This is a genomic window from Vibrio sp. 1641, assembly GCF_033339995.1.
Lineage (GTDB): Bacteria > Pseudomonadota > Gammaproteobacteria > Enterobacterales > Vibrionaceae > Vibrio > Vibrio alginolyticus.
Genome location: NZ_JAWOVP010000007.1, coordinates 1 through 21,912 on the forward strand (window position 1 = coordinate 1; position 21,912 = coordinate 21,912).

19 protein-coding genes, 2 tRNA genes and 1 rRNA gene are annotated in these 21,912 nt (G+C 44.2%); 14 read left to right on the forward strand and 8 right to left on the reverse strand.

Annotation, left to right across the window (positions count from 1 at the left end):
• The 6 genes from rrf to R7Z47_RS14990 all read left to right on the forward strand — a co-directional run.
• A 5S ribosomal RNA gene (gene rrf / locus R7Z47_RS14965) occupies positions 1-109 on the forward strand; the annotation flags it as partial.
• Positions 110-186: 77 nt separating this feature from the next.
• Positions 187-263 (forward strand) — tRNA-Asp (locus tag R7Z47_RS14970).
• Between the two features lie 35 nt (positions 264-298).
• Positions 299-375, forward strand: a tRNA-Trp gene (locus R7Z47_RS14975).
• A 496-nt stretch (positions 376-871) separates the two neighbouring features.
• Positions 872-1,204 carry a DUF1904 domain-containing protein gene (locus R7Z47_RS14980; protein ID WP_005381768.1) on the forward strand — a complete coding sequence of 111 codons (333 nt, stop codon included), beginning with the start codon at positions 872-874 and terminating at the stop codon, positions 1,202-1,204.
• 12 nt (positions 1,205-1,216) lie between these two features.
• The gene (gene mepA / locus R7Z47_RS14985; protein ID WP_262597681.1) at positions 1,217-2,053 is read left to right on the forward strand and encodes a penicillin-insensitive murein endopeptidase; all 837 of its coding nucleotides are present in this window, start codon (positions 1,217-1,219) and stop codon (positions 2,051-2,053) included.
• A 323-nt stretch (positions 2,054-2,376) separates the two neighbouring features.
• Entirely contained in the window at positions 2,377-2,685 is a 309-nt protein-coding gene (locus tag R7Z47_RS14990; protein ID WP_005381765.1) for a hypothetical protein, read from the forward strand.
• Between the two features lie 42 nt (positions 2,686-2,727).
• Here the strand turns inward: R7Z47_RS14990 and R7Z47_RS14995 are convergent, their stop codons facing one another.
• The 3 genes from R7Z47_RS14995 to rdgC form a co-directional block, all read right to left on the reverse strand.
• Complete coding sequence (locus R7Z47_RS14995) at positions 2,728-2,982, reverse strand: YfhL family 4Fe-4S dicluster ferredoxin (protein WP_005381763.1); 255 nt, start codon at positions 2,980-2,982, stop codon at positions 2,728-2,730.
• A gap of 2 nt (positions 2,983-2,984) precedes the next feature.
• On the reverse strand, positions 2,985-4,385 hold the full coding sequence (yegQ, locus tag R7Z47_RS15000) for a tRNA 5-hydroxyuridine modification protein YegQ (RefSeq protein ID WP_005381754.1): 1,401 nt from the start codon (positions 4,383-4,385) through the stop codon (positions 2,985-2,987).
• A 165-nt stretch (positions 4,386-4,550) separates the two neighbouring features.
• Positions 4,551-5,465 (reverse strand): recombination-associated protein RdgC, encoded by a 915-nt coding sequence (rdgC, locus tag R7Z47_RS15005; protein ID WP_005381753.1) that lies wholly within the window; start codon positions 5,463-5,465, stop codon positions 4,551-4,553.
• 224 nt (positions 5,466-5,689) lie between these two features.
• Between rdgC and phoB the strand changes: the two genes are divergently transcribed.
• From phoB to R7Z47_RS15020, 3 genes are read left to right on the forward strand one after another with little or no spacing between them, the layout of a single operon-like run.
• Positions 5,690-6,379, forward strand: coding sequence for a phosphate regulon transcriptional regulator PhoB (gene phoB, locus R7Z47_RS15010; protein ID WP_005381752.1), 690 nt, complete (start codon positions 5,690-5,692; stop codon positions 6,377-6,379).
• A 40-nt stretch (positions 6,380-6,419) separates the two neighbouring features.
• Positions 6,420-7,718: a phosphate regulon sensor histidine kinase PhoR gene (gene phoR, locus R7Z47_RS15015; RefSeq protein WP_005383667.1), complete on the forward strand. Its 1,299-nt coding sequence runs from the start codon at positions 6,420-6,422 to the stop codon at positions 7,716-7,718.
• Positions 7,718-8,677, forward strand: a complete 960-nt coding sequence (locus R7Z47_RS15020; RefSeq protein WP_053306547.1) for a PstS family phosphate ABC transporter substrate-binding protein — start codon at positions 7,718-7,720, stop codon at positions 8,675-8,677. The genes phoR and R7Z47_RS15020 overlap by 1 nt, the downstream gene beginning before the upstream one ends.
• Before the next feature lie 34 nt (positions 8,678-8,711).
• Here R7Z47_RS15020 and ppx read toward each other — a convergent pair whose 3' ends face one another.
• Both ppx and ppk1 read right to left on the reverse strand, forming a co-directional pair.
• On the reverse strand, positions 8,712-10,217 hold the full coding sequence (gene ppx, locus R7Z47_RS15025) for an exopolyphosphatase (RefSeq protein ID WP_053306546.1): 1,506 nt from the start codon (positions 10,215-10,217) through the stop codon (positions 8,712-8,714).
• On the reverse strand, positions 10,201-12,291 hold the full coding sequence (gene ppk1 / locus R7Z47_RS15030; protein WP_005381748.1) for a polyphosphate kinase 1: 2,091 nt from the start codon (positions 12,289-12,291) through the stop codon (positions 10,201-10,203). The genes ppx and ppk1 overlap by 17 nt, the downstream gene beginning before the upstream one ends.
• A 207-nt stretch (positions 12,292-12,498) precedes the next feature.
• Here ppk1 and R7Z47_RS15035 point away from each other — a divergent pair, with 207 nt between their 5' ends.
• The 4 genes from R7Z47_RS15035 to phoU are packed head-to-tail and all read left to right on the forward strand — an operon-like array spanning position 12,499 to position 17,957.
• Entirely contained in the window at positions 12,499-14,703 is a 2,205-nt protein-coding gene (locus R7Z47_RS15035; RefSeq protein WP_318130208.1) for an ABC transporter permease subunit, read from the forward strand.
• A 30-nt stretch (positions 14,704-14,733) separates the two neighbouring features.
• A complete protein-coding gene (pstA, locus tag R7Z47_RS15040) occupies positions 14,734-16,407 on the forward strand; it encodes a phosphate ABC transporter permease PstA (protein WP_025768855.1) in 1,674 nt (557 codons plus the stop codon).
• 2 nt (positions 16,408-16,409) lie between these two features.
• Entirely contained in the window at positions 16,410-17,228 is an 819-nt protein-coding gene (gene pstB / locus R7Z47_RS15045; protein WP_005381745.1) for a phosphate ABC transporter ATP-binding protein PstB, read from the forward strand.
• 30 nt (positions 17,229-17,258) lie between these two features.
• Positions 17,259-17,957: a phosphate signaling complex protein PhoU gene (gene phoU, locus R7Z47_RS15050; RefSeq protein ID WP_005381744.1), complete on the forward strand. Its 699-nt coding sequence runs from the start codon at positions 17,259-17,261 to the stop codon at positions 17,955-17,957.
• Between the two features lie 62 nt (positions 17,958-18,019).
• Here the strand turns inward: phoU and ppk2 are convergent, their stop codons facing one another.
• The 3 genes from ppk2 to R7Z47_RS15065 form a co-directional block, all read right to left on the reverse strand.
• Entirely contained in the window at positions 18,020-18,796 is a 777-nt protein-coding gene (gene ppk2, locus R7Z47_RS15055) for a polyphosphate kinase 2 (RefSeq protein WP_169628880.1), read from the reverse strand.
• A 70-nt stretch (positions 18,797-18,866) separates the two neighbouring features.
• A complete protein-coding gene (locus R7Z47_RS15060) occupies positions 18,867-19,610 on the reverse strand; it encodes a copper homeostasis protein CutC (RefSeq protein ID WP_104979997.1) in 744 nt (247 codons plus the stop codon).
• A gap of 283 nt (positions 19,611-19,893) precedes the next feature.
• The gene (locus tag R7Z47_RS15065) at positions 19,894-20,505 is read right to left on the reverse strand and encodes a peroxiredoxin C (protein ID WP_005381738.1); all 612 of its coding nucleotides are present in this window, start codon (positions 20,503-20,505) and stop codon (positions 19,894-19,896) included.
• A 199-nt stretch (positions 20,506-20,704) separates the two neighbouring features.
• On the opposite strand from R7Z47_RS15065, the gene R7Z47_RS15070 reads away from it, so the two are divergent.
• Positions 20,705-21,610, forward strand: a complete 906-nt coding sequence (locus tag R7Z47_RS15070; RefSeq protein ID WP_005383681.1) for a hydrogen peroxide-inducible genes activator — start codon at positions 20,705-20,707, stop codon at positions 21,608-21,610.
• Positions 21,611-21,912 lie beyond the last annotated feature (302 nt).

A 21,912-nucleotide genomic window follows, 5' to 3' on the forward strand; every position in this document is an offset into this window, starting at 1 on the left:
CCATAGCGTTTTGGACCCACCTGATTTCCATGCCGAACTCAGAAGTGAAACGAAATAGCGCCGATGGTAGTGTGGGGTTTCCCCATGTGAGAGTAGGACATCGCCAGGCTTTAGTTTTATTTTCACTTTTTCGAAAAGTGAAGACAAAAGCGGACACTTGCTTATTAAAGCGAGTGATACCACTGCGGAGTGGTAGTTCAGTTGGTTAGAATACCGGCCTGTCACGCCGGGGGTCGCGGGTTCGAGTCCCGTCCACTCCGCCACTTATTTGAGCGTCGTCTCAATAAACACGAATTACAGGGGTGTAGCTCCAATTGGCAGAGCAGCGGATTCCAAATCCGCGTGTTGGGAGTTCGAATCTCTCCACCCCTGCCATACTCTGAAGCCTCAGCAGTAATGCTGGGGCTTTTTTGCATCTGAAGAAAAGAGAAGCTGACTAGTTGGAAGAGTTGTCGACTCCTCTGATACCAAAGTATCGGGGGATTGAAAGCTCATATCTCCGGGATATTGGTCCACTTCACCTATCCCCCATGTTCATAAGCTCTGGCTTAGGTCAGGGGCTCTTTTATTTCTAACGAATATGTCTTTTATTCCTAACGTATAGTTCCGATGTCAGGTGTATGTTTATCCAACGAATATGGCATACCTTTGCTTCAGGTAGATTTATTTTCTAGTAATGTAATTACTAAATGTTGATGTATCGCTTTGTTCTTTCTGGTTTACCTTCGAATTTCATAACACTTTTTCTTCGTTATCGAGCACATCTGATTCACAATTTATTGAAAGGTTAGTGGTTACATTGACTTGGATGATTACTGACTTGGTTCCTGTTATCATCATGCATTAATGCTAATAATTAGGAAGTAAGTTTATGCCACATTTTCGATTCCGTGCTGTAGAGCCACAAGCTGTTCAGGCATTATCAAAACCCCTTACGGATGAACTTCAGCCTCTAATGGACTGTCCGCGTGAGGATTTTACTTTTGAGTATATCTACACTACGTTTTTCAATGAGGGTGAGGTGAGTGCTGCATATCCTTTTGTCGAAGTGCTTTGGTTCGACCGTGGCCAGGAAGTGCAAGATGAAGTTGCCAAGCTTATTACGCAACAAGTGCGCGGTATCGCTGGTGCCGATATTGATGTTGCAGTTATCTTTTCCGCCTTATCTCCTAAAGCTTATTACGATAATGGCGAACACTACTAAAGGTTAAAGGCTATGAGGCTGAGTTTCATTGTAACTTTGGGTTTATGTTTCTCAGCTTCAGTATGTTCTACTCCTTGGGAGTCTGCGGTTAATCCTACCCGAAACTCTTCCTCCTCTATTGGTAGTTATGCTAACGGTTGTTTAGATGGTGCATTACCCTTGCCTCTCGATGGCGTTGGTTATCAAGTCTTACGTAGTAAAACGAAGCGCTACTATGGGCACCCTAAAACGATAGAGTTTATTGAAAATCTGGCGCTTAAAGCTCATCAAAATCTCAACACCACTCTGCTAATTGGTGATTTATCTTTACCTAGAGGTGGAAGGTTCTCCTCTGGTCATTCTAGTCATCAAACCGGGTTAGATATCGATATCTGGTTAAGACTTGCTGACCAACCGCTTTCTTATAACGAATTACAACTTCCTAAGCCCATGAGTGTGGTGGATTTAAAAGGTTATTCCATACTTAATCATCGCTGGGAAGAACGGCACTTTAAGCTAATTCGGTACGCTTCAAAAAGTAAGGATGTTGCACGAATTTTTGTACATCCTGTTATTAAGGAGCAACTTTGCTTGCAAGAAAACGGCAAAGATCGTTCTTGGTTACGTAAAGTACGTCCATGGTGGGGGCATCATTACCACTTTCACGTCAGGTTGTCTTGTCCTGATTCGAGCGACTATTGTGTTGATCAAGCACCACCTCCAGTAGGCGATGGCTGCGGTGTTGAGCTCGCAAGTTGGGCCCCGAAAGCGAAACTTATTGATACCCCTCCACGGGTAAAAACAACCTCTAAGCCCAAACGAAAAAAAGTCGTTCCACCTCAATGCTTGCCGCTTATCAATCCTAATTAGTGTTACTCTCCAGGTTTATCTGTACTTGGTGATCTCTTTTATGAAACTGGAGAAACATCATACTTTTGTCTACATTGAATAATACCAATACAAAAACTAACCCAATTAGTTTTGGGGACATATTATAGAAATCTAAATTAAACAAAGAGTTGTAGTATGGGTAAGTTGTAACTTCTTTGTTTAGAAAAAGATCTTTCGTCACGATACTCTGGTTTCTTAGCAATATGTCTGTCAGTTGGCTAAAAAGCGATAACAACGCAGACAAGTGTGTAAGGCAGGGATATGCCCTTTTCCTGTTAGAAGAGTAAATCAAGGACAAAACCATGACTATGATTTGTGCAAAAGAATTTGCAGAGTGGTTAAGACACAGATTTAGCAGTGATACTAAAGGAGTCTCTTTGACTCGAGAGGATGTGAATCACCTGACTGGGCGTCAACGCCTTGATCCGGGTTTTGTTAATGATGTGCATTATGAGCTGATGCAATATGGGATGGCTTTCGTTACTGATACGAGCCGAGAAAACTTTTATTTAATACCTGTTTCTCAAGCGGAGAATTGGCGTGAGAGACTAGAGTATCATTTTGAAAAAGAGCTATTCTGCAATATTATCCCTATTGAAAAATCAGGTTGAGAAAAGGTTCAACTTTGATGTCAAAGTTGAACCTAATTGCTCTTATGCTAACCCTTGAATAATCACGAATTTTTCAAGCAACTGCTCTTCAGTTTCGACATGGTTCGGATCAGTGATTATGCATTTTGTAATTGGACACACTGACTGACAGGTCGGCTTTTCGTAATGCCCCTTACACTCTGTACATAGCGCTGGATCAATTTCGAAAATGCTCTCTCCCATACTGATTGCCCCATTGGGGCATTCGGGATCACACATGTCGCAGTTAATGCATTTATCAGTAATGAGCAAGGCCATGGTTACTTACCAGTCGGGTTACGGGTGTCCTGCCCTGAGTTTAGATTACGCATTAATAGGCCATATTCTAAATCTAGCTCTGCTGGTACTGGAATGAATACAAAGTGACCGTTTCCTTTCGCGTCTTCAATAGACTCTGATTTGCGGTTTTCCATTGCCTCTAGCGTGAAAACAATATTGCCTTTTGGCGTCATTAGTTCAAGGCTATCACCGACAAGAAACTTATTTTTTACTTCTACTTCAGCCATGTCACCACGACGTTTGCCAGTGAATTCACCAACAAACTGTTGAGCATCAGAGACTGAGTAACCATAATCGTAGTTTTGGTAAGTATCGTGTGTATGACGGCGTAGGAAGCCTTCAGTGTAGCCACGGTGAGCTAGGCTTTCTAGTGTACCCATTAGGCTTTCATCGAATGGTCGACCTGCTACAGCATCATCAATTGCTTTACGATAAACTTGAGCGGTACGTGCGCAGTAGTAGAACGATTTAGTACGACCTTCAATTTTCAATGAGTGAACACCCATCTTAGTTAAGCGTTCAACGTGCTGAACCGCTCGTAGGTCTTTAGAGTTCATGATGTAAGTACCATGCTCATCTTCGTAAGCCGCCATTTTTTCTTCTGGACGGTGCGCTTCAGAAAGCAGAACGACTTCATCTGTTGGTTTGCCGCGACCAATTGTGGTTTCAGGGCGCTCGTCTTGTACTTCGACAGGCTGTGCTTCAGTCGGGTCGAATTTCTCTACGATATCACCAGCGTCGTTTTCTTTACCCTCTTCAACTTTGTATTCCCAGCGGCATGCGTTAGTGCAAGTGCCTTGGTTAGGGTCACGTTTGTTGATATAGCCAGAAAGTAGGCAACGACCAGAGTAAGCCATGCATAATGCACCGTGAACGAATACTTCAAGCTCAGTTTCAGGGCAATGCTCACGAATTTCTTCGATTTCTTCTAGAGATAGCTCGCGAGAAACGATCACACGCTCCACGCCATTCGCTGCCCAGAACTTAACGGTCGCCCAGTTTACAGCGTTCGCTTGTACAGAAAGGTGAATTGGCATTTCTGGGAAAGCTTCACGAACCATCATAATTAGGCCTGGATCTGACATGATCAATGCGTCAGGACCCATCTCTACGATTGGCTTAAGATCACGGATGAACGTTTTTAGCTTCGAGTTGTGTGGTTGAATGTTACATACCACATAAAGCTTTTTGCCTAGGGCGTGGGCTTCATCGATACCGATTTTTAGGTTCTCGTGGTTAAACTCGTTGTTACGTACGCGAAGGCTGTAGCGAGGTTGGCCAGCGTAAACTGCATCTGCCCCGTAGGCGAATGCGTAACGCATGTTTTTCAGGCTGCCCGCTGGAGATAGTAGCTCAGGCACGAATGCTTTCTCAGTTGTCATTGCTCAATTCTCTTTTATCTGATCACAAGTCAGGCCAATTCCACCTAATGGAAATGGGGCGCAAATTTTACGTCAAAATGTGAACTGTGACTAGGGTAATTGTGCTTCAGATAGAAAAACGCCCTCAAAAAAAGTGAGGGCGTTATGGTTAACCTTTATACAATATTATGCGTTAGGATTCGGTAAGCCGCCTAGCGCATCGTATAGGTTGGGAAGGAAAGCACTGAACTCTCCACACATTAGAGAGAAGTCTGCATCAAATCGAGCTGCTTGATCTTCACGTGGAATATCATCGTTTTGATCTTTCAATTCATCAGAGAATTTTAGACGTTTGATGCCTGCATCTTCCGTCATAATGAACTCAATACGATCTTGCCAATTAAGCGCAAGTTTCGTCACGACTTTATCCGCAGCGATGTGGTTGCGGATTTCATCAGTGGTTAGCTCTTGCTTCTTACAGCGAATCACACCACCTTCTTCAAGTACGGATTTTAGCTCAGCTTCGTCCATCATGCTGATACCTTGAGGTGTGTCACCGCTTTTCACCCACTCGGTTAGCGTAGTTTCAATCGCCACTTCTGGAATAGCAGGAACAACAGGTAAACTACCCATGGTTTTACGAAGCAATGCTAATACATCTTCTGCTTTTTTATAGCTGCTTGCATCAACAAGGATAAAACCTTCTTTTGGCATGATGAGCACGTGAGTGTGGCTGCTGCGGCTGAATGCGCGCGGCAGTAAATCCATTACGATGTCATCTTTCAGATTGTCTTTCTCTTTCTTCTTCAGAGGACGACCTTCTTGCGCTTCCATTGCTTCTACTTTTGCATTCAATGATTCTTTGATCACAGAGGCAGGTAGCATTTTCTCTTCTTTCTTGGCGCAAATCAGAATGCGGTTTTCTGACACGTGAGTCATCATATCGCCATGTCTACCCATTGCACTGACCCAGCCAAATTTCTGTTTGTCTTGACTGCCACACGGGGTGAATCGGAATTCAGACAGCTGAGTTTCTAGTTGTTCGGCGTTAAAAGTAACCTCGCGGTTAACGCGGTATACCAGACAGTTTTTAAACCACATAAATCTTCTCTAGGCTTGATGACAAGGGACTAATCATAGGGAATTTTTGTGCTGATGTCTTAATAGAAATGAAAAATATCCGAATGAACCTCAAAAGAAAGTTATATGAAAATTTGTTTTCAAAGGTCACAAAAGTGTCATAATTGGTAGTGATAATGCTTATGCATAGAGAGGCGCTTTGTCTCTTAAATTCATTAGCTCAACGAACATAAGGTTACTCAATTATGTCTAGAAGGATTCTGGTTGTTGAAGACGAAGCTCCTATTCGCGAAATGCTGTGCTTCGTACTTGAGCAGAAAGGTTACCAAGCGGTAGAAGCGGAAGATTATGATACTGCAGTAACCAAACTGGCTGAACCCTTCCCTGATTTAGTTTTACTGGATTGGATGTTACCAGGCGGTAGTGGCATTAACTTCATCAAACATATGAAGCGAGAGGAATTAACGCGCAACATTCCAGTTGTGATGCTTACCGCTCGTGGTGAAGAAGAAGATAAAGTGCGCGGTTTAGAAGTCGGTGCGGATGACTACATTACTAAGCCATTCTCTCCTAAAGAGTTGGTTGCACGCTTAAAAGCGGTGATTCGTCGCGTTACTCCGACTGCACTAGAAGATGTAATTGATGTACAGGGATTAAAGCTTGACCCTGTATCGCACCGTGTTACGGCTAATGATGCGCCATTAGACATGGGTCCAACAGAATTTAAGATGCTTCATTTTTTCATGACGCATCAAGAACGCGTATACAGCCGTGAGCAGCTATTAAACAATGTTTGGGGCACTAACGTGTATGTCGAAGACCGTACGGTCGATGTTCACATTCGCCGCCTGCGTAAAGCATTGGAAGCTGCAGGGCATGATAAGCTGATCCAAACTGTTCGTGGTGCTGGATACCGCTTCTCGACGAAGGCATAAATTAACACGCAGCTTATCGGTACCATTTCTGGAGTTATGAGTGGTTGAAAGATTAACGTGGAAAAAGCTGGCCTGGGAGCTGGCTTTTTTTTACACCCCATGGGTGATAGTAGGTTGGATATTCGGTTATATGCCGTGGTTGCTTTTGGCTGCTACGGCATTGCAGCTTGTGTGGCATTTGCATAACCAAGTACGTTTATCTTCTTGGTTATGGGATGAAAAACGCCTCACGCCACCATCTGGTAGCGGTAACTGGGAATCTTTGTTCAATGGGTTGTATCGCTTACAACAGCGCCAACGCCGCAAACGAAAAGAGCTTACTAATCTTATTCGTCGATTCCGAAATGGTGCAGAATCGCTACCCGATGCGGTAGTGGTATTCCGTGCTGAAGGTAATATTGTTTGGTGCAACAAGCTGGCTCAGCACTTACTGGGCTTTCATTGGCCAGAAGATTCAGGTCAACCTATCTCCAATCTCATTCGTACACCTGATTTTATCAAGTACCTCAACAAGAAAGACTTTTCAGAGCCATTAGAAATGCGTTCACCACTCAATGTCGAACGCATGCTAGAACTACGTATCGTACCGTATACCGAAGGTGAACATTTGATGGTGGTGCGTGATGTTAGCCAGTTAAAACAACTTGAGGGAATGCGTCGCAACTTCTTTGCCAACGTATCTCATGAACTGCGTACACCAATGACGGTGCTACAAGGTTATCTTGAGATGACAGAAGATCCTGATATGGTCGTGGGTCCAATGTGGAGCAAAGCTCATGGTGTCATGACGGAGCAGCTTAACCGCATGAACAGTTTGGTGAACCAACTACTGACACTATCTAAAATTGAAGCGGCACCTATGCATGAGCTTGAGGAAGTCGTGAATGTGCCCGCGATGCTTGAAGTGTTAGAAAAAGAGGCGGTTAGCCTTAGTGGGGACAACCAACATAAATTGAAATTTGATGTTGATGCTAGCCTACGCGTGCTGGGCGATGATGACCAGTTACGTAGTGCTATCTCTAACCTCGTTTATAATGCCGTCAAATACACACCGCCTGGTGCGAACATTAATGTTCGTTGGTTCCAGACCTCTCAAGGCGCATGCTTAGAGGTGGAAGATAGTGGTGATGGCATTGAACCTCAGCACCTCCATCGACTTACTGAGCGTTTTTATCGAGTGGATAAAGCAAGATCACGTGATACTGGTGGAAGTGGTTTAGGGCTAGCCATTGTAAAACACGCGCTGAGTCACCATGACTCTCATTTAGAAATTCACAGTGAAGTAGGTGTGGGCAGTAAGTTTTCTTTCGTATTGCCTGAGCGTTTGGTGGTGAAATAATGACTTTACGATTGGCAAAAACATTCAGTTTATTCGCGCTTGTTTGTTCTTTTATGGCTGGCGCTCAAGATAAACCATTGCCGACTTATCATAAAACGACGGGGATTGTCGGGAACTTGCTCTCTGTTGGCTCCGATACACTTGCGGGTATGACAACGCTTTGGGTTGAAGAGTTTAAATCCATTTACCCGAATATTAATGCGCAAGTCCAAGCGTCTGGCTCTTCTACTGCCCCTCCAGCATTGACCGAACAAACAGCTCAGTTTGGTCCCATGAGCCGCCCTATGCGTTTAAGAGAGGTTGAAGCGTTTGAACGTGAACATGGCTACAAGCCAACGGCGCTTAGGGTAGCCATCGATGCAATCGGTATTTTTGTTCATCAAGATAATCCAATTCAAGGTCTTAACTTTAGTCAATTAGATGCTTTGTTTTCTGCCACGCTACGCTGTGGTGAAAGTCAATTTGTAACAAACTGGCAGCAACTCGGTCTTGAATCACAGTGGGCAAAGCGAAACGTACAGTTGTTTGGTCGTAACTCCGTTTCTGGAACTTATGGTTACTTCAAAAGTAATGCCTTGTGTGGCGGCGATTTCAAGACTCGAGTTAACGAGCAGCCAGGCTCCGCGTCAGTTGTGCAAGCTGTAGCGTCAACCATCAGTGGAATTGGTTATTCCGGTGTCGGTTATCGAGTGGCAGGCGTGCGCTTAGTCCCTGTGGCTAAAATGGGAAATGACTACGTGACTCCAACGCGAGAACATATTGTTAGTGGTAAGTACCCACTATCACGTTACTTATATGTTTACGTGAATAAGCACCCTGATTACCCATTAACACCAATTGAAGCTGAGTTTATTCGCTTTATCTTTTCTGCTCAGGGACAAGCGTTGGTTGAGAAAGATGGTTATGTGCCCATTACGGCAGACTTTGCAGAAGAAGAGTTAAAAAAAGTCGGCCTGTAAGCCGACTTTTTATTTAGGTATGGACAGTACGAGATCAGAAAGTGAGTGTCCACTTCGCGCTGTCCCAACGTTCTTGTTCTTCCTGTAAATCCGCGTGAAGTAATTTATTGTTTTCTAGCCATGCTTCATCTGTGCAGGTGAGAATCCATTCGTCATTTTTGATAGATAAGGTGATATCAGGCAATGGATCTTCATTACGCTGCCCATTTAATACGATAGAAAGTCGTAATATTTTGATGAGGCTTATAATGTCACTCTGTTTATAGAGGTTGAAATCTGGTAGTTCTTGCAATTTGAGCGCTTTACGCTGGAAGCGAGCTAATGTTGCAAGCACTAATTGCTGCTCACGGTTGAAGCCTTGTAGGGTGGAGTGCAACAGAATATAAAAAGAGTGGCGATGGAAACTACGCAAGTTGATACTTAATCCGACTTCATGAAGCAACGCTGCCCATTCTAGTAAGTCAAATAACTCACTCTTTTTCTTAATGCCTAGTTCAGAGCGTACCTGACATAACATCTCACGTGCATGCCCCTTAACACGAGCGGCATGCTCTAAGTCGACTCGGTGCTTGTTGGCTAAATTTTCTGTGGTGCGCATGCGAATATCGGAGCGTGCAAAACGTTCTTCCATTTCGTACAACAGGCCTTCGCGTAGAGCACCATCGGAGAAAAACATTTGCTCAATGCGAAGCGCTTTGAAAATCGCGGACAAAATCGCTACGCCTGCTGCGAATACGGGTTTACGTTCTTCTGTTAGACCCGCCAGCTCAATATCTTCAATTGAATCAAATTTACACAGAGTTTCGATAAGTGTATCCAGTCGACTCGCTGTGATCAGGCCATCTTCAAAACCTAATCCTACTAGCACTTCTTGAATCGCTTTGATGGTTCCTGATGAGCCGAGAGCAATATCCCAGCCCTTTTTACGATATGTTGAAGCGATGGACTCGAGTTTTTGTTCGGCCGCTAACATCGCCTTGCTGAAGTTTTTTCCTGACAGTTTGCCGTTTTTAAAGTATTGCTCTGTAAAACTGACGCATCCCATCTGTTTACTGTTGAGAAGCTCAGGCTCAAATTCTTGTCCAATAATCATCTCGGTACTGCCGCCTCCGATATCGATGACTAGTTTGGAGTTGGATTCTACTTGAGTGTGCGCGACACCTAAGTAAATCAGGCGGGCTTCTTCTTCTCCAGGGATAATTTCTATTGGGAAAGGCATCACTTCTTTTGCACGCTCGATGAAAAGGTGGGCATTTTTAGCGCGTCTTAGTGTGTGTGTTGCGGCGATACGTACATTTGACTCATCAAGCCCTTGCAACCTTTCAGCGAACATGGCTAAGCATTCTAGTGCACGCTCCATTGCGGCGTGACTTAAGTTCAATTCACTGTCGAGTCCTGATGCTAAGCGAACACGTTGTTTATGACGACTAACCAGTTGTAGGTCACTGCCAACAACTTTGGCCACCACCATATGGAAACTGTTTGAGCCGAGGTCTATCGCGGCAATGTAGCGAGTATCTTGTTCAAGTATTTGAGGCATCTGAATTTTGTTTTCTAGTTTGCTTTTCTATATTTTTAAGATAGTCATAGATAGCGATTTGAGAGCGAACTTTTTTGCGATTACCTCGTGGTACGTAAGCGTTACTCATTTCTTTATCTATTAAACGAGCCTTTACTGTATCGGTAAAATGGATATTCGTTATATCAATAATTCTCTGTTTCAAACGTGGATCACGGACTGGTACTGCTACCTCGATACGGTGATCAATATTTCTTGTCATCCAGTCTGCGGAGGAGATATAAACTTGCGGATCGCCATCATTGTGGGTGATCACCACGCGAGGGTGCTCAAGAAAGCGGTCAACAATACTGATGATGCGAATATTGTCGCTGATCCCCTCAATGCCCGGTACTAATGAGCACATGCCTCGAATGATCATGTTTATTTTTACACCGGAAGTACTTGCTCCATAAAGCTTATTGACGATGCCTTTATCGACTAGGTTATTGACCTTGATCGTAAGAGCGGCTTTTTTCCCTAGCTTGGCATTCGCAATTTCATTATCAATTAAGCGGTAGATTTGGGTTCGAGAATTACGAGGAGATACCATAAGGTGATTGAACTTCACTGGTCGGTATGGATTCTCAATGTAACCGAAGACATTACGGACTTCATTAGTGATTTCTTGATCTGCCGTAAGAAGGGAGAAGTCGGTATAAATTCGTGCCGTCTTCTCATGGAAGTTGCCTGTGCCGATGTGTGCGTAGCGAATAATTTCTTCACCTTCGCGTCGGCTAATCATCAGTAGCTTTGAGTGAATCTTAAGACCAGGTGCACCAAAGATGACGTGAACACCCGCTTCGGTTAATACTTTTGACCATTCGATATTGGCTTCTTCATCAAAGCGAGCTTGCAGCTCGACGACCACAGTGACATTTTTGCCGTTGTGCACTGCATCAATTAAAGAGTTCATCAAGCGAGAATCTTTCGCGACGCGATAAATGTTAATCTTGATACTAAGTACTTTGGGATCGAAGGAGGCTTGGCGCACTAATTCACTAATGTGGTCAAAAGTGTGGTAGGGATAATAGAGCAGAATATCTTTCGCTTTAATCGCGTCAAAGCTGTTGGCATAACCTTCGAAATCGGCACATTTCATTGGCGGGAGAGGTTTATTTTCAAGATACTCTCGTCCAACATTTGGAAAGCCGATGAAGTCTTTAAAGTTGTGATAGCGTCCGCCGGGGATAAGGTTATCGTAGTTAGAGATATTAAGTTTGTTACACAGAAACTCTAACATTTGAGGCGGCATATCGCGTTCGTAGACGAAGCGAACGGGCTTTGCTGTCAGTCGCTGATTGACACCCTCTGACATTTGTTCAAGCAAGCTGTACTCGATTTCATTGCGTAAATCGTATTCAGCGTCACGCGTCATTTTCATCGCATAGCCGCTAAGCTCATCATAATCAAAAAAGCCTTTGAACAGCTCGTCCAAACAGTGGCGGATAATATTATCAAGTAAGATGATGGTTTTTCGACGCTTTCCTTTCTGTTCTGGTACCATCACAAAGCGGGGAAGGTGATCGGTCGGAATTTCGATCAGAGCGTATTGGTAATGTTCTTCTTTACGCAGTTCTACGGCGATGTAAGCGTACTCGTCTTTGAGAAATTGCAGAACATCAATCTCGTCTTTCATTAGGAGGGGAGTGATATGCGGCATTACCTCTCTACGGAAGTATTTCGCGATCCACTTTTGTTGCGATTCATCCAGTTGCTGTTCGTTGACCAAGAAAATGCGACGTCGCGCCATTTCTCGAATCAATTCGCTGTAAAGCTCATCAAATTGTTCGTTAAGCTTTAGTGCTTTCGACTGCATTTTGGTTAACAGTCGTTTAGGGCTATCACTGCCACCGCGCTCTTGGCTGATTAGGATTCTGCGCTTCACGTCCGCAAAGCGTACTTTGTAAAATTCATCTAAATTGTTGGAAAAGATCCCAAGAAAGCGAATACGTTCGATCAAAGGGACGGTTTTATCGGCAGCTTCTTGTAATACTCGTTCGTTGAAAGACAACCAACTCAGTTCTTTTTCTATATATAGTTTTTCTGCGCTCATAACCTTACCTAGCCAAAAGTGAAGTAATACGTACTCATCTTGGAAAAATGGATGAGTGAGAACATTATGAGATTTTCATTACAGATTTATTTCATACCACGCATTGCATAAGAGTTGTATTCTTTTCAGGTGTTTAATGTGATCTGTAATATAATTGTCATCTTAACGACATATTCTAGTACTAAGTCAAAAAAGGTAGAGATTTAAATGGCACAAGCCGAGTTTTCATTGCAGGAAAAAGATAAGAAACGACTGATAAAAGATCGTTTAGTTCGACTTGCAGTGACATCCGGTGGTGTCGGCGTACTTGCGGCGCTTATTTTGATCTTTGTCTACCTCGCCATGGTGATCATTCCGCTTTTTTCTGATGCGGAGATCAAAACCAACCAAGCCATTCGAGCCACTCATATTGAAACACCACTTGCGATTTCAGTGGATGATTACGCTCAGCTCGCGTTCGTTCTAACCCAAAGTGGTGAGATTCAATATTTGTCGATGGACGATCCTACGAAACCTGCGGTGTATACACAGCAAATCGCCCAGAAACCCGTCGCTTTCTCTCAATCTGCTCCTGGGCTAGGTTGGTATGGATTTGTTGATGGGCAGGGTAAAGCGAACCTTTTCAAGCCAGAATTTAATGCCACATTGAGAGAAAATACACGTCCTCCGGAAGTGATTGAGCTAGACACCAGCATGGATCTGACACTAAGTACGTCTCAAGATCCTGTGACTCAGTTTGTATTTGCAGCTTCGACGCCCTTACCAACGGTTGTTTGGCAGACGCAAAGCGGTGAAGTGAAAGCTCGCTGGCAAGTGGCTTCGTCTTTGGGTACGTCTCCTACAACGATCGATTTTACGTTCTCTTCAGGCTTTAATACGCCTCAGCAAATGTTGTTGACACCTGACGGTGAAACGCTTTATTTGCGCGATGGCTCTGAGTTGATCGTGTTAAAGAAAACCGCACGTAAATTTGCTGTGCGAGAGGTGGTCGATCTCACTCAAGGTGATAAGAAGCATTCCGTTCGTACGATAGACTTATTGGCTGGTGCTTACTCGCTTTTGGTGACGCACAACGATGGTCGGGTGTCGCAATGGTTTGATACGCTGCAAGAAGAAAAACGCACGTTAACGCATATTCGTGATTTTAAATTGGCATCAGAGCTTAAGTATTTGTTGCCGGATTCTCATCGAAAAGGATTTTATAGCTTTTACACCAACGGCACGTTGCAAAGCCATTATACAACCAGTGAAAAACTGGTGTTGTTTAAGCGTGCGTACAATCAAGCGCCCGCAATCGCAGCAATGTCTAACAATGAACGCTACTTAATCACTTGGCAAAATAATGCGTTAAATGTTGCGGAAGTGGACAATGCCTATCCGGAAATTTCATTGTCTTCATTATGGCAAGAAGTGTGGTACGAAGGGTATCCTGGGCCTGAATTTGTGTGGCAATCGACTTCGGCGAGCGATAACTTTGAGGCTAAGTTCAGCCTAGTACCTATTGCGTTTGGAACGATAAAAGCGGCGATGTTTGCGATGCTGTTTTCAGTACCGCTCGCAGTGCTAGGTGCTATTTATACGGCTTACTTTATGTCGCCACGCATGCGTCGTGTAGTAAAACCGTCGATTGAGCTAATGGAAGCACTGCCGACGGTGATCATTGGTTTCCTCGCGGGATTGTGGTTCGCGCCTATTGTCGAAGATCATTTGATTACGATCGTCGTTATGCTGTTTGTTTTGCCCTTGAGCACCATGATTATGGGCGGGCTATGGGCATTAATACCGCAACCTTTGCGGAATCGTCTGCCTAATGGTTGGCATGCTTTAGTGCTCATGCCTGTCATATTGGTACTGATTGGGCTTGGAGTGTGGATTTCGCCTACGATTGAGCAGACGTTCTTTGGTGGCGATATGCGCTTATTCTTAACCGAGCATGGTATTGGTTACGATCAACGCAATGCATTGGTGGTGGGGCTAGCGATGGGGTTTGCTGTTATCCCGACGATTTTTACCATTGCCGAAGATGCTATTTTCTCTGTACCGAAGCATTTATCGGATGGCTCTTTGGCATTAGGGGCCACGCCTTGGCAAACTTTAATCTATGTTGTCTTGCTTACTGCAAGCCCAGGTATTTTTTCTGCCATTATGATGGGCCTGGGACGCGCTGTTGGCGAAACCATGATTGTGTTAATGGCAACGGGCAATACGCCATTAATGGATTGGAATATTTTGGAAGGATTGCGCAGCCTGTCGGCGACCATCGCCGTTGAGTTGCCAGAGTCGGAAGTTGGAAGTTCGCATTATCGCCTGCTGTTCCTAGCTGCATTGATTTTGTTTGTGTTTACGTTTGCAGTAAACGCGCTTGCGGAGTGGGTTCGTCAGAGACTGAGAGATAAGTACCGTGCGTTGTAATAATGGTTTGAATAAAGAGCGAGTAATAACGTGTTAAATTGGATTCGTTCTGGCGCACCGTGGATATGGCTAACAGGCGGTGCAGTCAGCATCAGTTTGTTGTCGGTATTAGGGTTGTTACTCCTTATCGGCTGGAAAGGCCTGACTTACTTTTGGCCAGCGCCCTTGTATCAGTGGAATGTTGCAGCGCTGACTCCTGTACAAGGCGAAGTGCTACATGAAAATACTATTCTGATTGGTCAAGTGTATGAGCGCAGCTTTGTACCGAAGAGTTATTTGCCTGAAAGCGCAGCACAACAGTTAGAAGACGATGAAGATTTTGCCACGCGACTCAACATCAAAATCGCTAACCGAGAGTTGTATCCCGCCGATTTTATCTCCGTATTGCAAATGCAGTTGGATGAGCCCACGACGCCAAAAGAGTGGGCGGTGATAGAGCGCAGTAGCGGTGGTTATTTCTTTGGTAAGCTGGTGGCGTTTCAAGATGGCGATAATATATACACCAGTGATATTCAATCGATACTAAATAAAAAGCTTGATGATGCAGAAACTCTGCGCCATGAGATTGATTCTTTGGTGGTCGATCAGCTTAAAGAGCTTGGTTGGAAGCTAGAGCAGTTGCGATTAGAAAAGCGCAAGCATGAATTGAATGACACGCTGACAGAAAGCTTCTTAAAGGAAAATCAGACGAAAAAAGAGCAGATAGAAAAAGCGCTTGCGACGTTAGATTTGCAACTTGATGGTTTACGACTTCAGCTCTCTGACTATGCCTTGATTGCCGAGGATATGACGGGGTCACAAGTATCGATTCCGCTCGAAGATATTTTGGACTACTGGTATCCAAACCAAATGTCACTGCCTGATAAAGTCATGCATTGGGGAAAACAGGTTTGGAAGTTTTTATCTGAAGATCCAAGAGAGTCTAACTCCGAAGGAGGCGTGTTCCCTGCGATATTTGGTACGGTTTTCTTAGTACTCATCATGTCGATCATTGTGATGCCACTCGGGGTGATCGCCGCTATCTATCTACATGAATACGCTAAGAATAACGCTCTAACCAGAGTTATTCGTATTGCGGTTATAAACCTAGCGGGTGTTCCATCGATTGTTTATGGCGTGTTTGGTTTAGGCTTCTTCGTTTATACGATTGGTGCCTCTATCGACAACGTATTCTATGCGGAGAAGCTACCGGCACCAACCTTTGGTACGCCGGGTTTGTTATGGTCTGCACTAACTCTTGCCGTGCTGACGCTTCCAGTTGTGATTGTGACGACGGAAGAAGGTTTAACTCGTATTCCGAGTTCAGTACGACATGGCTCTCTGGCACTTGGTGCAACTCAGTTCGAAACGCTATGGCGCGTGGTTTTGCCTATGGCGACGCCAGCTATTATCACAGGTTTGATCCTTGCGATTGCGCGTGCAGCTGGCGAAGTAGCGCCACTGATGCTGGTGGGGGTCGTGAAATTGGCATCCAGTTTACCGGTTGACGGACAATTCCCTTATGTGCATTTGGATAGAAAGTTCATGCATTTAGGTTTTCACATTTACGATGTTGGCTTTCAAACCTCCAACATCGAAGCGGCGCGACCATTAGTTTATGCCACCTCTTTCTTACTCGTGACAGTGATTGTCGGGCTAAACTTAACAGCAATCAGTATTCGCAATAATTTACGAGAAAAATACAGAACGTTAGGACAAGATTAAGTATGTTTAATTTTGATAGTACATTAGGTTATGAGCCACCATTGGACGTTCATAATTTAACGGATGAACAAACAGCCATCTCAATCGAGAACCTTAATCTGTTCTATGGTCAAACTCAGGCGCTGCATGATATTTCGATGCGAATTCCCAAAGGGCGAGTCACCGCTTTTATCGGTCCTTCAGGGTGTGGAAAGTCGACGTTATTACGTTGCATCAACCGCATGAACGACTTAGTGGAAGGATGTCGAGTCACAGGCAAAGTGCGTCTCCATGGCAAGAATGTTTATCATCCTAATGTCGATGTTGCGACACTTCGACGCCGAGTGGGGATGGTGTTTCAAAGACCCAATCCATTTCCTAAGTCTATTTATGAAAATGTAGTTTATGGCTTACGCTTACAAGGTGTAAAAAACAGCCGCAGTTTAGATGACGCAGTGGAGCGATCCTTGCGCTCGGCGGCGTTGTGGGATGAGGTAAAAGACCGCTTGCATGAGAACGCATTTGGCTTATCTGGTGGTCAGCAACAGCGCTTGGTCATTGCGCGCGCGGTGGCGATTGAGCCGGAAGTCCTGTTATTGGACGAGCCAACATCAGCGTTGGATCCAATCTCAACTTTAACTATTGAAGAGCTTATCAATGAGCTGAAGACTCAATATACTGTCGTTATCGTTACCCATAACATGCAACAAGCGGCGAGAGTGAGCGATCATACTGCATTCATTCATATGGGTAAGTTAATTGAATACTCTGACGCGGACTCGATCTTCACCTCGCCAATGAAGAAACAGACCGAAGATTACATTACGGGTCGCTACGGTTAAGTCGCGACTCTATACGGAATAAGGAACATCATGCACTTTGGACGTCATATTTCAGGACAATTTAACGTAGAGCTAGAATCGATTCGTACTCATGTATTAACCATGGGAGGCTTGGTAGAGCAGCAGCTTTCGTATGCTATTCAAGCCTTGCATAAAGAAGACATCGAACTGGCGCGTAAGGTTGTGCGTGACGATCATAAAGTGAATGCGATGGAAGTCTCGATCGATGACGCTTGCACACGCATTATTGCTAAGCGTCAGCCAACGGCAAAAGACTTGCGCTTAATTATGGCTATCATCAAAACGATCACTGATTTAGAACGTATCGGTGACGTGGCGACACGTATTGCTTACGTTGCCATTGAAAGCCCATCATCAAAAGAACGACAATTCCAAGTGTCGTTAGAGCCTCTCTGCCGTCAGGCAATTAATATGCTGCATCAGGTTTTAGACGCGTTTGCCCGTATGGATGTAGAAGCGGCAGCAGAGGTGCACAAACAAGATGACAAACTAGACGCCGAGTATGAAGCGGTGATTCGTCAGTTGATGACTTACATGATGGAAGATCCAAAAAATATCCCTAATATTCTGCAAGTGATGTGGTCTGCACGCGCGATTGAACGCGTGGGGGACCGCTGCCAGAACATCTGTGAATACATTATTTACTTTGTGAAAGGGAAAGATGTACGCCACCTAGGTGATCAAAGTATTGATGACGTACTGAAGTAACTGACTTCAACAAATAGACCAGCTTTTAGGCTGGCCTATTTATTAGAGAGAAGGAAAGCACGTCAATATTTATCAGGAACGAAGGTCTGATCATCAATGGGCGCTCTGACGTAACCTTCTTTATTGAGTTCAGGTAATTCGATGGGTGAGTACTCAAGTGCTTTGTAGTCAATCTGGCTTAGTAAATGACTGATACAGTTCAAGCGCGCTTTCTTTTTGTCATCTGAAGGGACGACCCACCAAGGGCAGCTTTTCGTGTCTGTATAGGCAAACATCTTATCTTTTGCTTCCGAATACTCCGCCCAGCGATGACGTGACTCCAAATCCATGGGGCTGAATTTCCAACGTTTGATCGGCGTATTAATTCGACCTAGAAAACGTTTTTCCTGCTCTTCGTCTGAAACCGAAAACCAATACTTAATCAGAATAATCCCAGAGCGTTGCAACATTCTCTCGAATTCAGGGCAAGAGCGTAAAAACTCCTCGTATTCATCTGGAGTACAGAACCCCATGACTTTTTCGACACCTGCTCGGTTATACCAACTTCGGTCAAATAAAACGATTTCACCAGCAGATGGTAAATGAGCGACGTAACGTTGGAAGTACCATTGCGTTTTTTCTTTTTCTGTCGGTGCAGGCAGAGCCACTACGCGACAAACACGCGGGTTTAGCTTTTCTGTAATTCGCTTTATCACTCCGCCTTTGCCCGCAGCATCACGTCCTTCAAACAGAACCACCACTTTTAACCCTTTGTGTTTGACCCACTCTTGAAGTTTTACGAGCTCAATTTGAAGGTTTTTGAGCTCCTTTTCGTATTCCTTTTTCTTCAATTTAGACATACACATTTCCTCACTCCTTGATAAACAATATGTTAGCACTCAAAAGCTATGCGCGTGAGGTTACGGTGGTCTATTTGAGAGCTGCTACGACATCGGTAATGGCTTGTGTACTTGTGATGGGGATTAAAAAATCATCGACATCGGATGCGCCCATTTTGCTTTGTTCAGCAACAAAGGTCATTTGGCTAGGGCGTGTGGTTTTGCCTGACAGATGGATTTCAGGAATTTGAGTGTCTTCTACTAACGCACGTACGTTACTCGCATTAACGCCAGCCCCCGCCATGATTGCTATGCGCCCTTGGGCTTGCTTAACCAAAGCTCTAAGCACATCGATCCCTTGTGGTGCTGAAGGCGCAAGACCGGAGGTTAAAATACGTTCACAACCTAAGCTGATCACTTCTTCCAAAGTTTTTTCAGCGTCACGACACTGGTCAAAGGCACGATGGAAGGTCACGCCTAAGCCAAGCGCTTGAGCAAATTCACACAGCGCAGCCGCGTAAGGCATATGAATATCACCGTCTTGAGTGAGCACGCCGAACACGACACCGCTCAAGCCTGATTGGTGAGCCGCTTCAATATCCCAACGCATCATTTCGATCTCTTCTTCATTGTAGAAGAAGTCACCTTGGCGTGGGCGGATCATGGCATAAACTGGAACACTCGAAAGCTTAGCCGCTTGCTGCATAAAACCATAACTGGGTGTTAGTCCGCCTAAAGCCAAAGAGGAGCAAAGTTCAATCCGAGTGGCGCCGCCAGCAATGGCGTAGTGCAGAGATTCAATATTATCGATACAGACTTCTAGGTGAGTAACCATGTTCATTCATCCTGCTAACGTTACAAATAGGTGTTGTGGCTAAGATATTAACAGGGCAAGTAAGCAGAATCTGTATGGAGGGGATGATAAATAGAGGTAAAGTTTACGCTAAAGCGTTACCTCATTTTGGCGGTTTATCTGAAGGAAAAAGAAAGCCCAGAGCAGAGGCTCTGGGCTTTGATAGGACTTTACTTAGACTGATTGGCGTTTGCTGTTTTCCGCATTAGCTTATTGCTTTATATACATCCAACCATCACACCCGTTGAGCTAGGGTGAAGGTCTATTATTTTTTGCCTAGGTCAGCTGCGTGCTCAGATAGGAACGCTGCAACACCTTTTGGAGATGCGTCCATACCTGCTTTACCTTCTTCCCATTGTGCAGGACATACTTCGCCGTGCTTCTGGTGGAAGTTAAGAGCGTCAACCATGCGTAGCATTTCGTCGATGTTACGGCCTAGTGGTAGGTCGTTAACTACTTGGTGACGTACAACGCCTTCTTCGTCGATTAGGAAAGAACCACGGAAAGCAACGCCTGCTTCTGGGTGCTCAACGTCGTAAGCTTTACAGATTTCGTGCTTAACGTCAGCAACTAGTGGGTACTTAACTTGACCGATACCGCCATCTTCGATAGCAGTGTTACGCCATGCGTTGTGAGAGAACTGAGAATCGATAGAAACACCGATTACTTCAACACCTTTAGCTTGGAAGTCAGCTAGACGGTTGTCGAATGCGATTAGCTCAGATGGGCAAACGAAAGTGAAATCTAGTGGGTAGAAGAATACTACTGCTTTCTTACCTTTAGTGAACTCTGCAAAGTTGAAGTTTTCAACGATTTCACCGTTACCTAGAACAGCTGCTGCAGTAAAATCAGGGGCTTGACGACCTACTAGTACCATTTTTTTGCTCCTAAAAAGTATGGTTAGCTCCAAACCGAATTCAGTTGTGTCGGTTTGGTTCGTGTTTGTACGAGACAAACTATAGTACAGATTGTAGTATTGAAAAAAGCGAAATAAATAGATTGAGTTAATCGAAAAAAACGATAATAACAAAACTCTTAACTCGATCACTGGAACGGCGGTAGATACAAATACAATTATGAATAAATGGCCCAGTTTGAAGCAGTTACACTATTTAGTCACACTGCATGAAACAAGACATTTTAGTGACGCTGCAGAGCGTTGTTTTGTCAGTCAGTCGACTTTAAGTAAGGGTATTCAAAACTTAGAGGAATTGATTGGTTGTCCCTTATATGAAAAGAAAGATAAAAAAAGTCCACTGGTTTTTACCCAAACAGGAGAAATGGTAGTAAAGCAGGGGCGAGAGCTGTTAGCAAAAGGGCAAGATTTGGTCGAGCTTGGACGTATGTGCCAAGGCGACGATATGCAAGGCCAGCTAAAAGTAGGATGTATACCAACAATTGCTCCGTTTTTACTGTGTGATTTGGTACAAGAGGTGAACTACCGTTTTCCACAACTGAATCTTTTATTAAGAGAAGACACGACGACAAACTTACTTCAAGCGCTCAGACATGGTGAGCTGGATGTGCTTATTTTAGCGTTACCAGTCGAAATTGATGGGATGGAAAGCCGAGTAGTGGGTAAGGATCCGTTTCGAATGGTTATAAGCGCTAATCAAGCCCAATCGGTCCCTGTGCCGATTCGTTACGCGGATTTACCTGACGAATCCGTCTTTCTACTAGAGAAAGAACATTGCTTAACGGAACATGCGGTATCAGCGTGTAAATTAACAGACAAAGAAAAAATCAATCCGTTTACGGCAACCAGCCTCCATACACTGGTGCAAATGGTTGCGAATGGTTTGGGAACAACGTTCATTCCTCAAATGGCTATCGACCATGGCTTGCTGCATAACCAGAATTTAGTCGTGATCGATCCTCCAGGTAAACAAGCTTATCGCGAAATCGGCTTAGTTTGGCGTCCGAGCTCGTCAAGAACGAAAACATTTAATCAACTTGCAGAAGTCGTTTCAGAGCTGCTTTAGCTATTAGTATTAGCCCTTACTTCTCCATTATTTATCTAAAAGCGCACTGGAAACAGTGCGCTTTCTAGTATTTTATTCTGCTGGTAAACTTTGACTTGTAAAATTTTACAGCTCTTATTTGATGAAGCTTTCATAAAATAGTGAAATTTCACAATGTTAATTTTACACAAAGCCCTGCATATCTTGTTTGACCCCTGTTTAAATCCATCTCTTCAGCCCTTGTGAATACAAGGTGTTTGTTTACCAGTCTATATTCATACGCTTGTTTGAAATGATAAAACGACTTTAAATTTAATGTAATT

Coding starts and splice junctions, on each gene's coding strand:
- R7Z47_RS14980 (WP_005381768.1), top strand. CDS start 872: ATGCCACATTTTCGATTCCGTGCTGTAGAGCCACAAGCTGTTCAGGCA.
- mepA (WP_262597681.1), top strand. CDS start 1,217: ATGAGGCTGAGTTTCATTGTAACTTTGGGTTTATGTTTCTCAGCTTCA.
- R7Z47_RS14990 (WP_005381765.1), top strand. CDS start 2,377: ATGACTATGATTTGTGCAAAAGAATTTGCAGAGTGGTTAAGACACAGA.
- R7Z47_RS14995 (WP_005381763.1), bottom strand. CDS start 2,982: ATGGCCTTGCTCATTACTGATAAATGCATTAACTGCGACATGTGTGAT.
- yegQ (WP_005381754.1), bottom strand. CDS start 4,385: ATGACAACTGAGAAAGCATTCGTGCCTGAGCTACTATCTCCAGCGGGC.
- rdgC (WP_005381753.1), bottom strand. CDS start 5,465: ATGTGGTTTAAAAACTGTCTGGTATACCGCGTTAACCGCGAGGTTACT.
- phoB (WP_005381752.1), top strand. CDS start 5,690: ATGTCTAGAAGGATTCTGGTTGTTGAAGACGAAGCTCCTATTCGCGAA.
- R7Z47_RS15020 (WP_053306547.1), top strand. CDS start 7,718: ATGACTTTACGATTGGCAAAAACATTCAGTTTATTCGCGCTTGTTTGT.
- ppx (WP_053306546.1), bottom strand. CDS start 10,217: ATGCCTCAAATACTTGAACAAGATACTCGCTACATTGCCGCGATAGAC.
- ppk1 (WP_005381748.1), bottom strand. CDS start 12,291: ATGAGCGCAGAAAAACTATATATAGAAAAAGAACTGAGTTGGTTGTCT.
- R7Z47_RS15035 (WP_318130208.1), top strand. CDS start 12,499: ATGGCACAAGCCGAGTTTTCATTGCAGGAAAAAGATAAGAAACGACTG.
- pstB (WP_005381745.1), top strand. CDS start 16,410: ATGTTTAATTTTGATAGTACATTAGGTTATGAGCCACCATTGGACGTT.
- phoU (WP_005381744.1), top strand. CDS start 17,259: ATGCACTTTGGACGTCATATTTCAGGACAATTTAACGTAGAGCTAGAA.
- ppk2 (WP_169628880.1), bottom strand. CDS start 18,796: ATGTCTAAATTGAAGAAAAAGGAATACGAAAAGGAGCTCAAAAACCTT.
- R7Z47_RS15060 (WP_104979997.1), bottom strand. CDS start 19,610: ATGGTTACTCACCTAGAAGTCTGTATCGATAATATTGAATCTCTGCAC.
- R7Z47_RS15065 (WP_005381738.1), bottom strand. CDS start 20,505: ATGGTACTAGTAGGTCGTCAAGCCCCTGATTTTACTGCAGCAGCTGTT.
- R7Z47_RS15070 (WP_005383681.1), top strand. CDS start 20,705: ATGAATAAATGGCCCAGTTTGAAGCAGTTACACTATTTAGTCACACTG.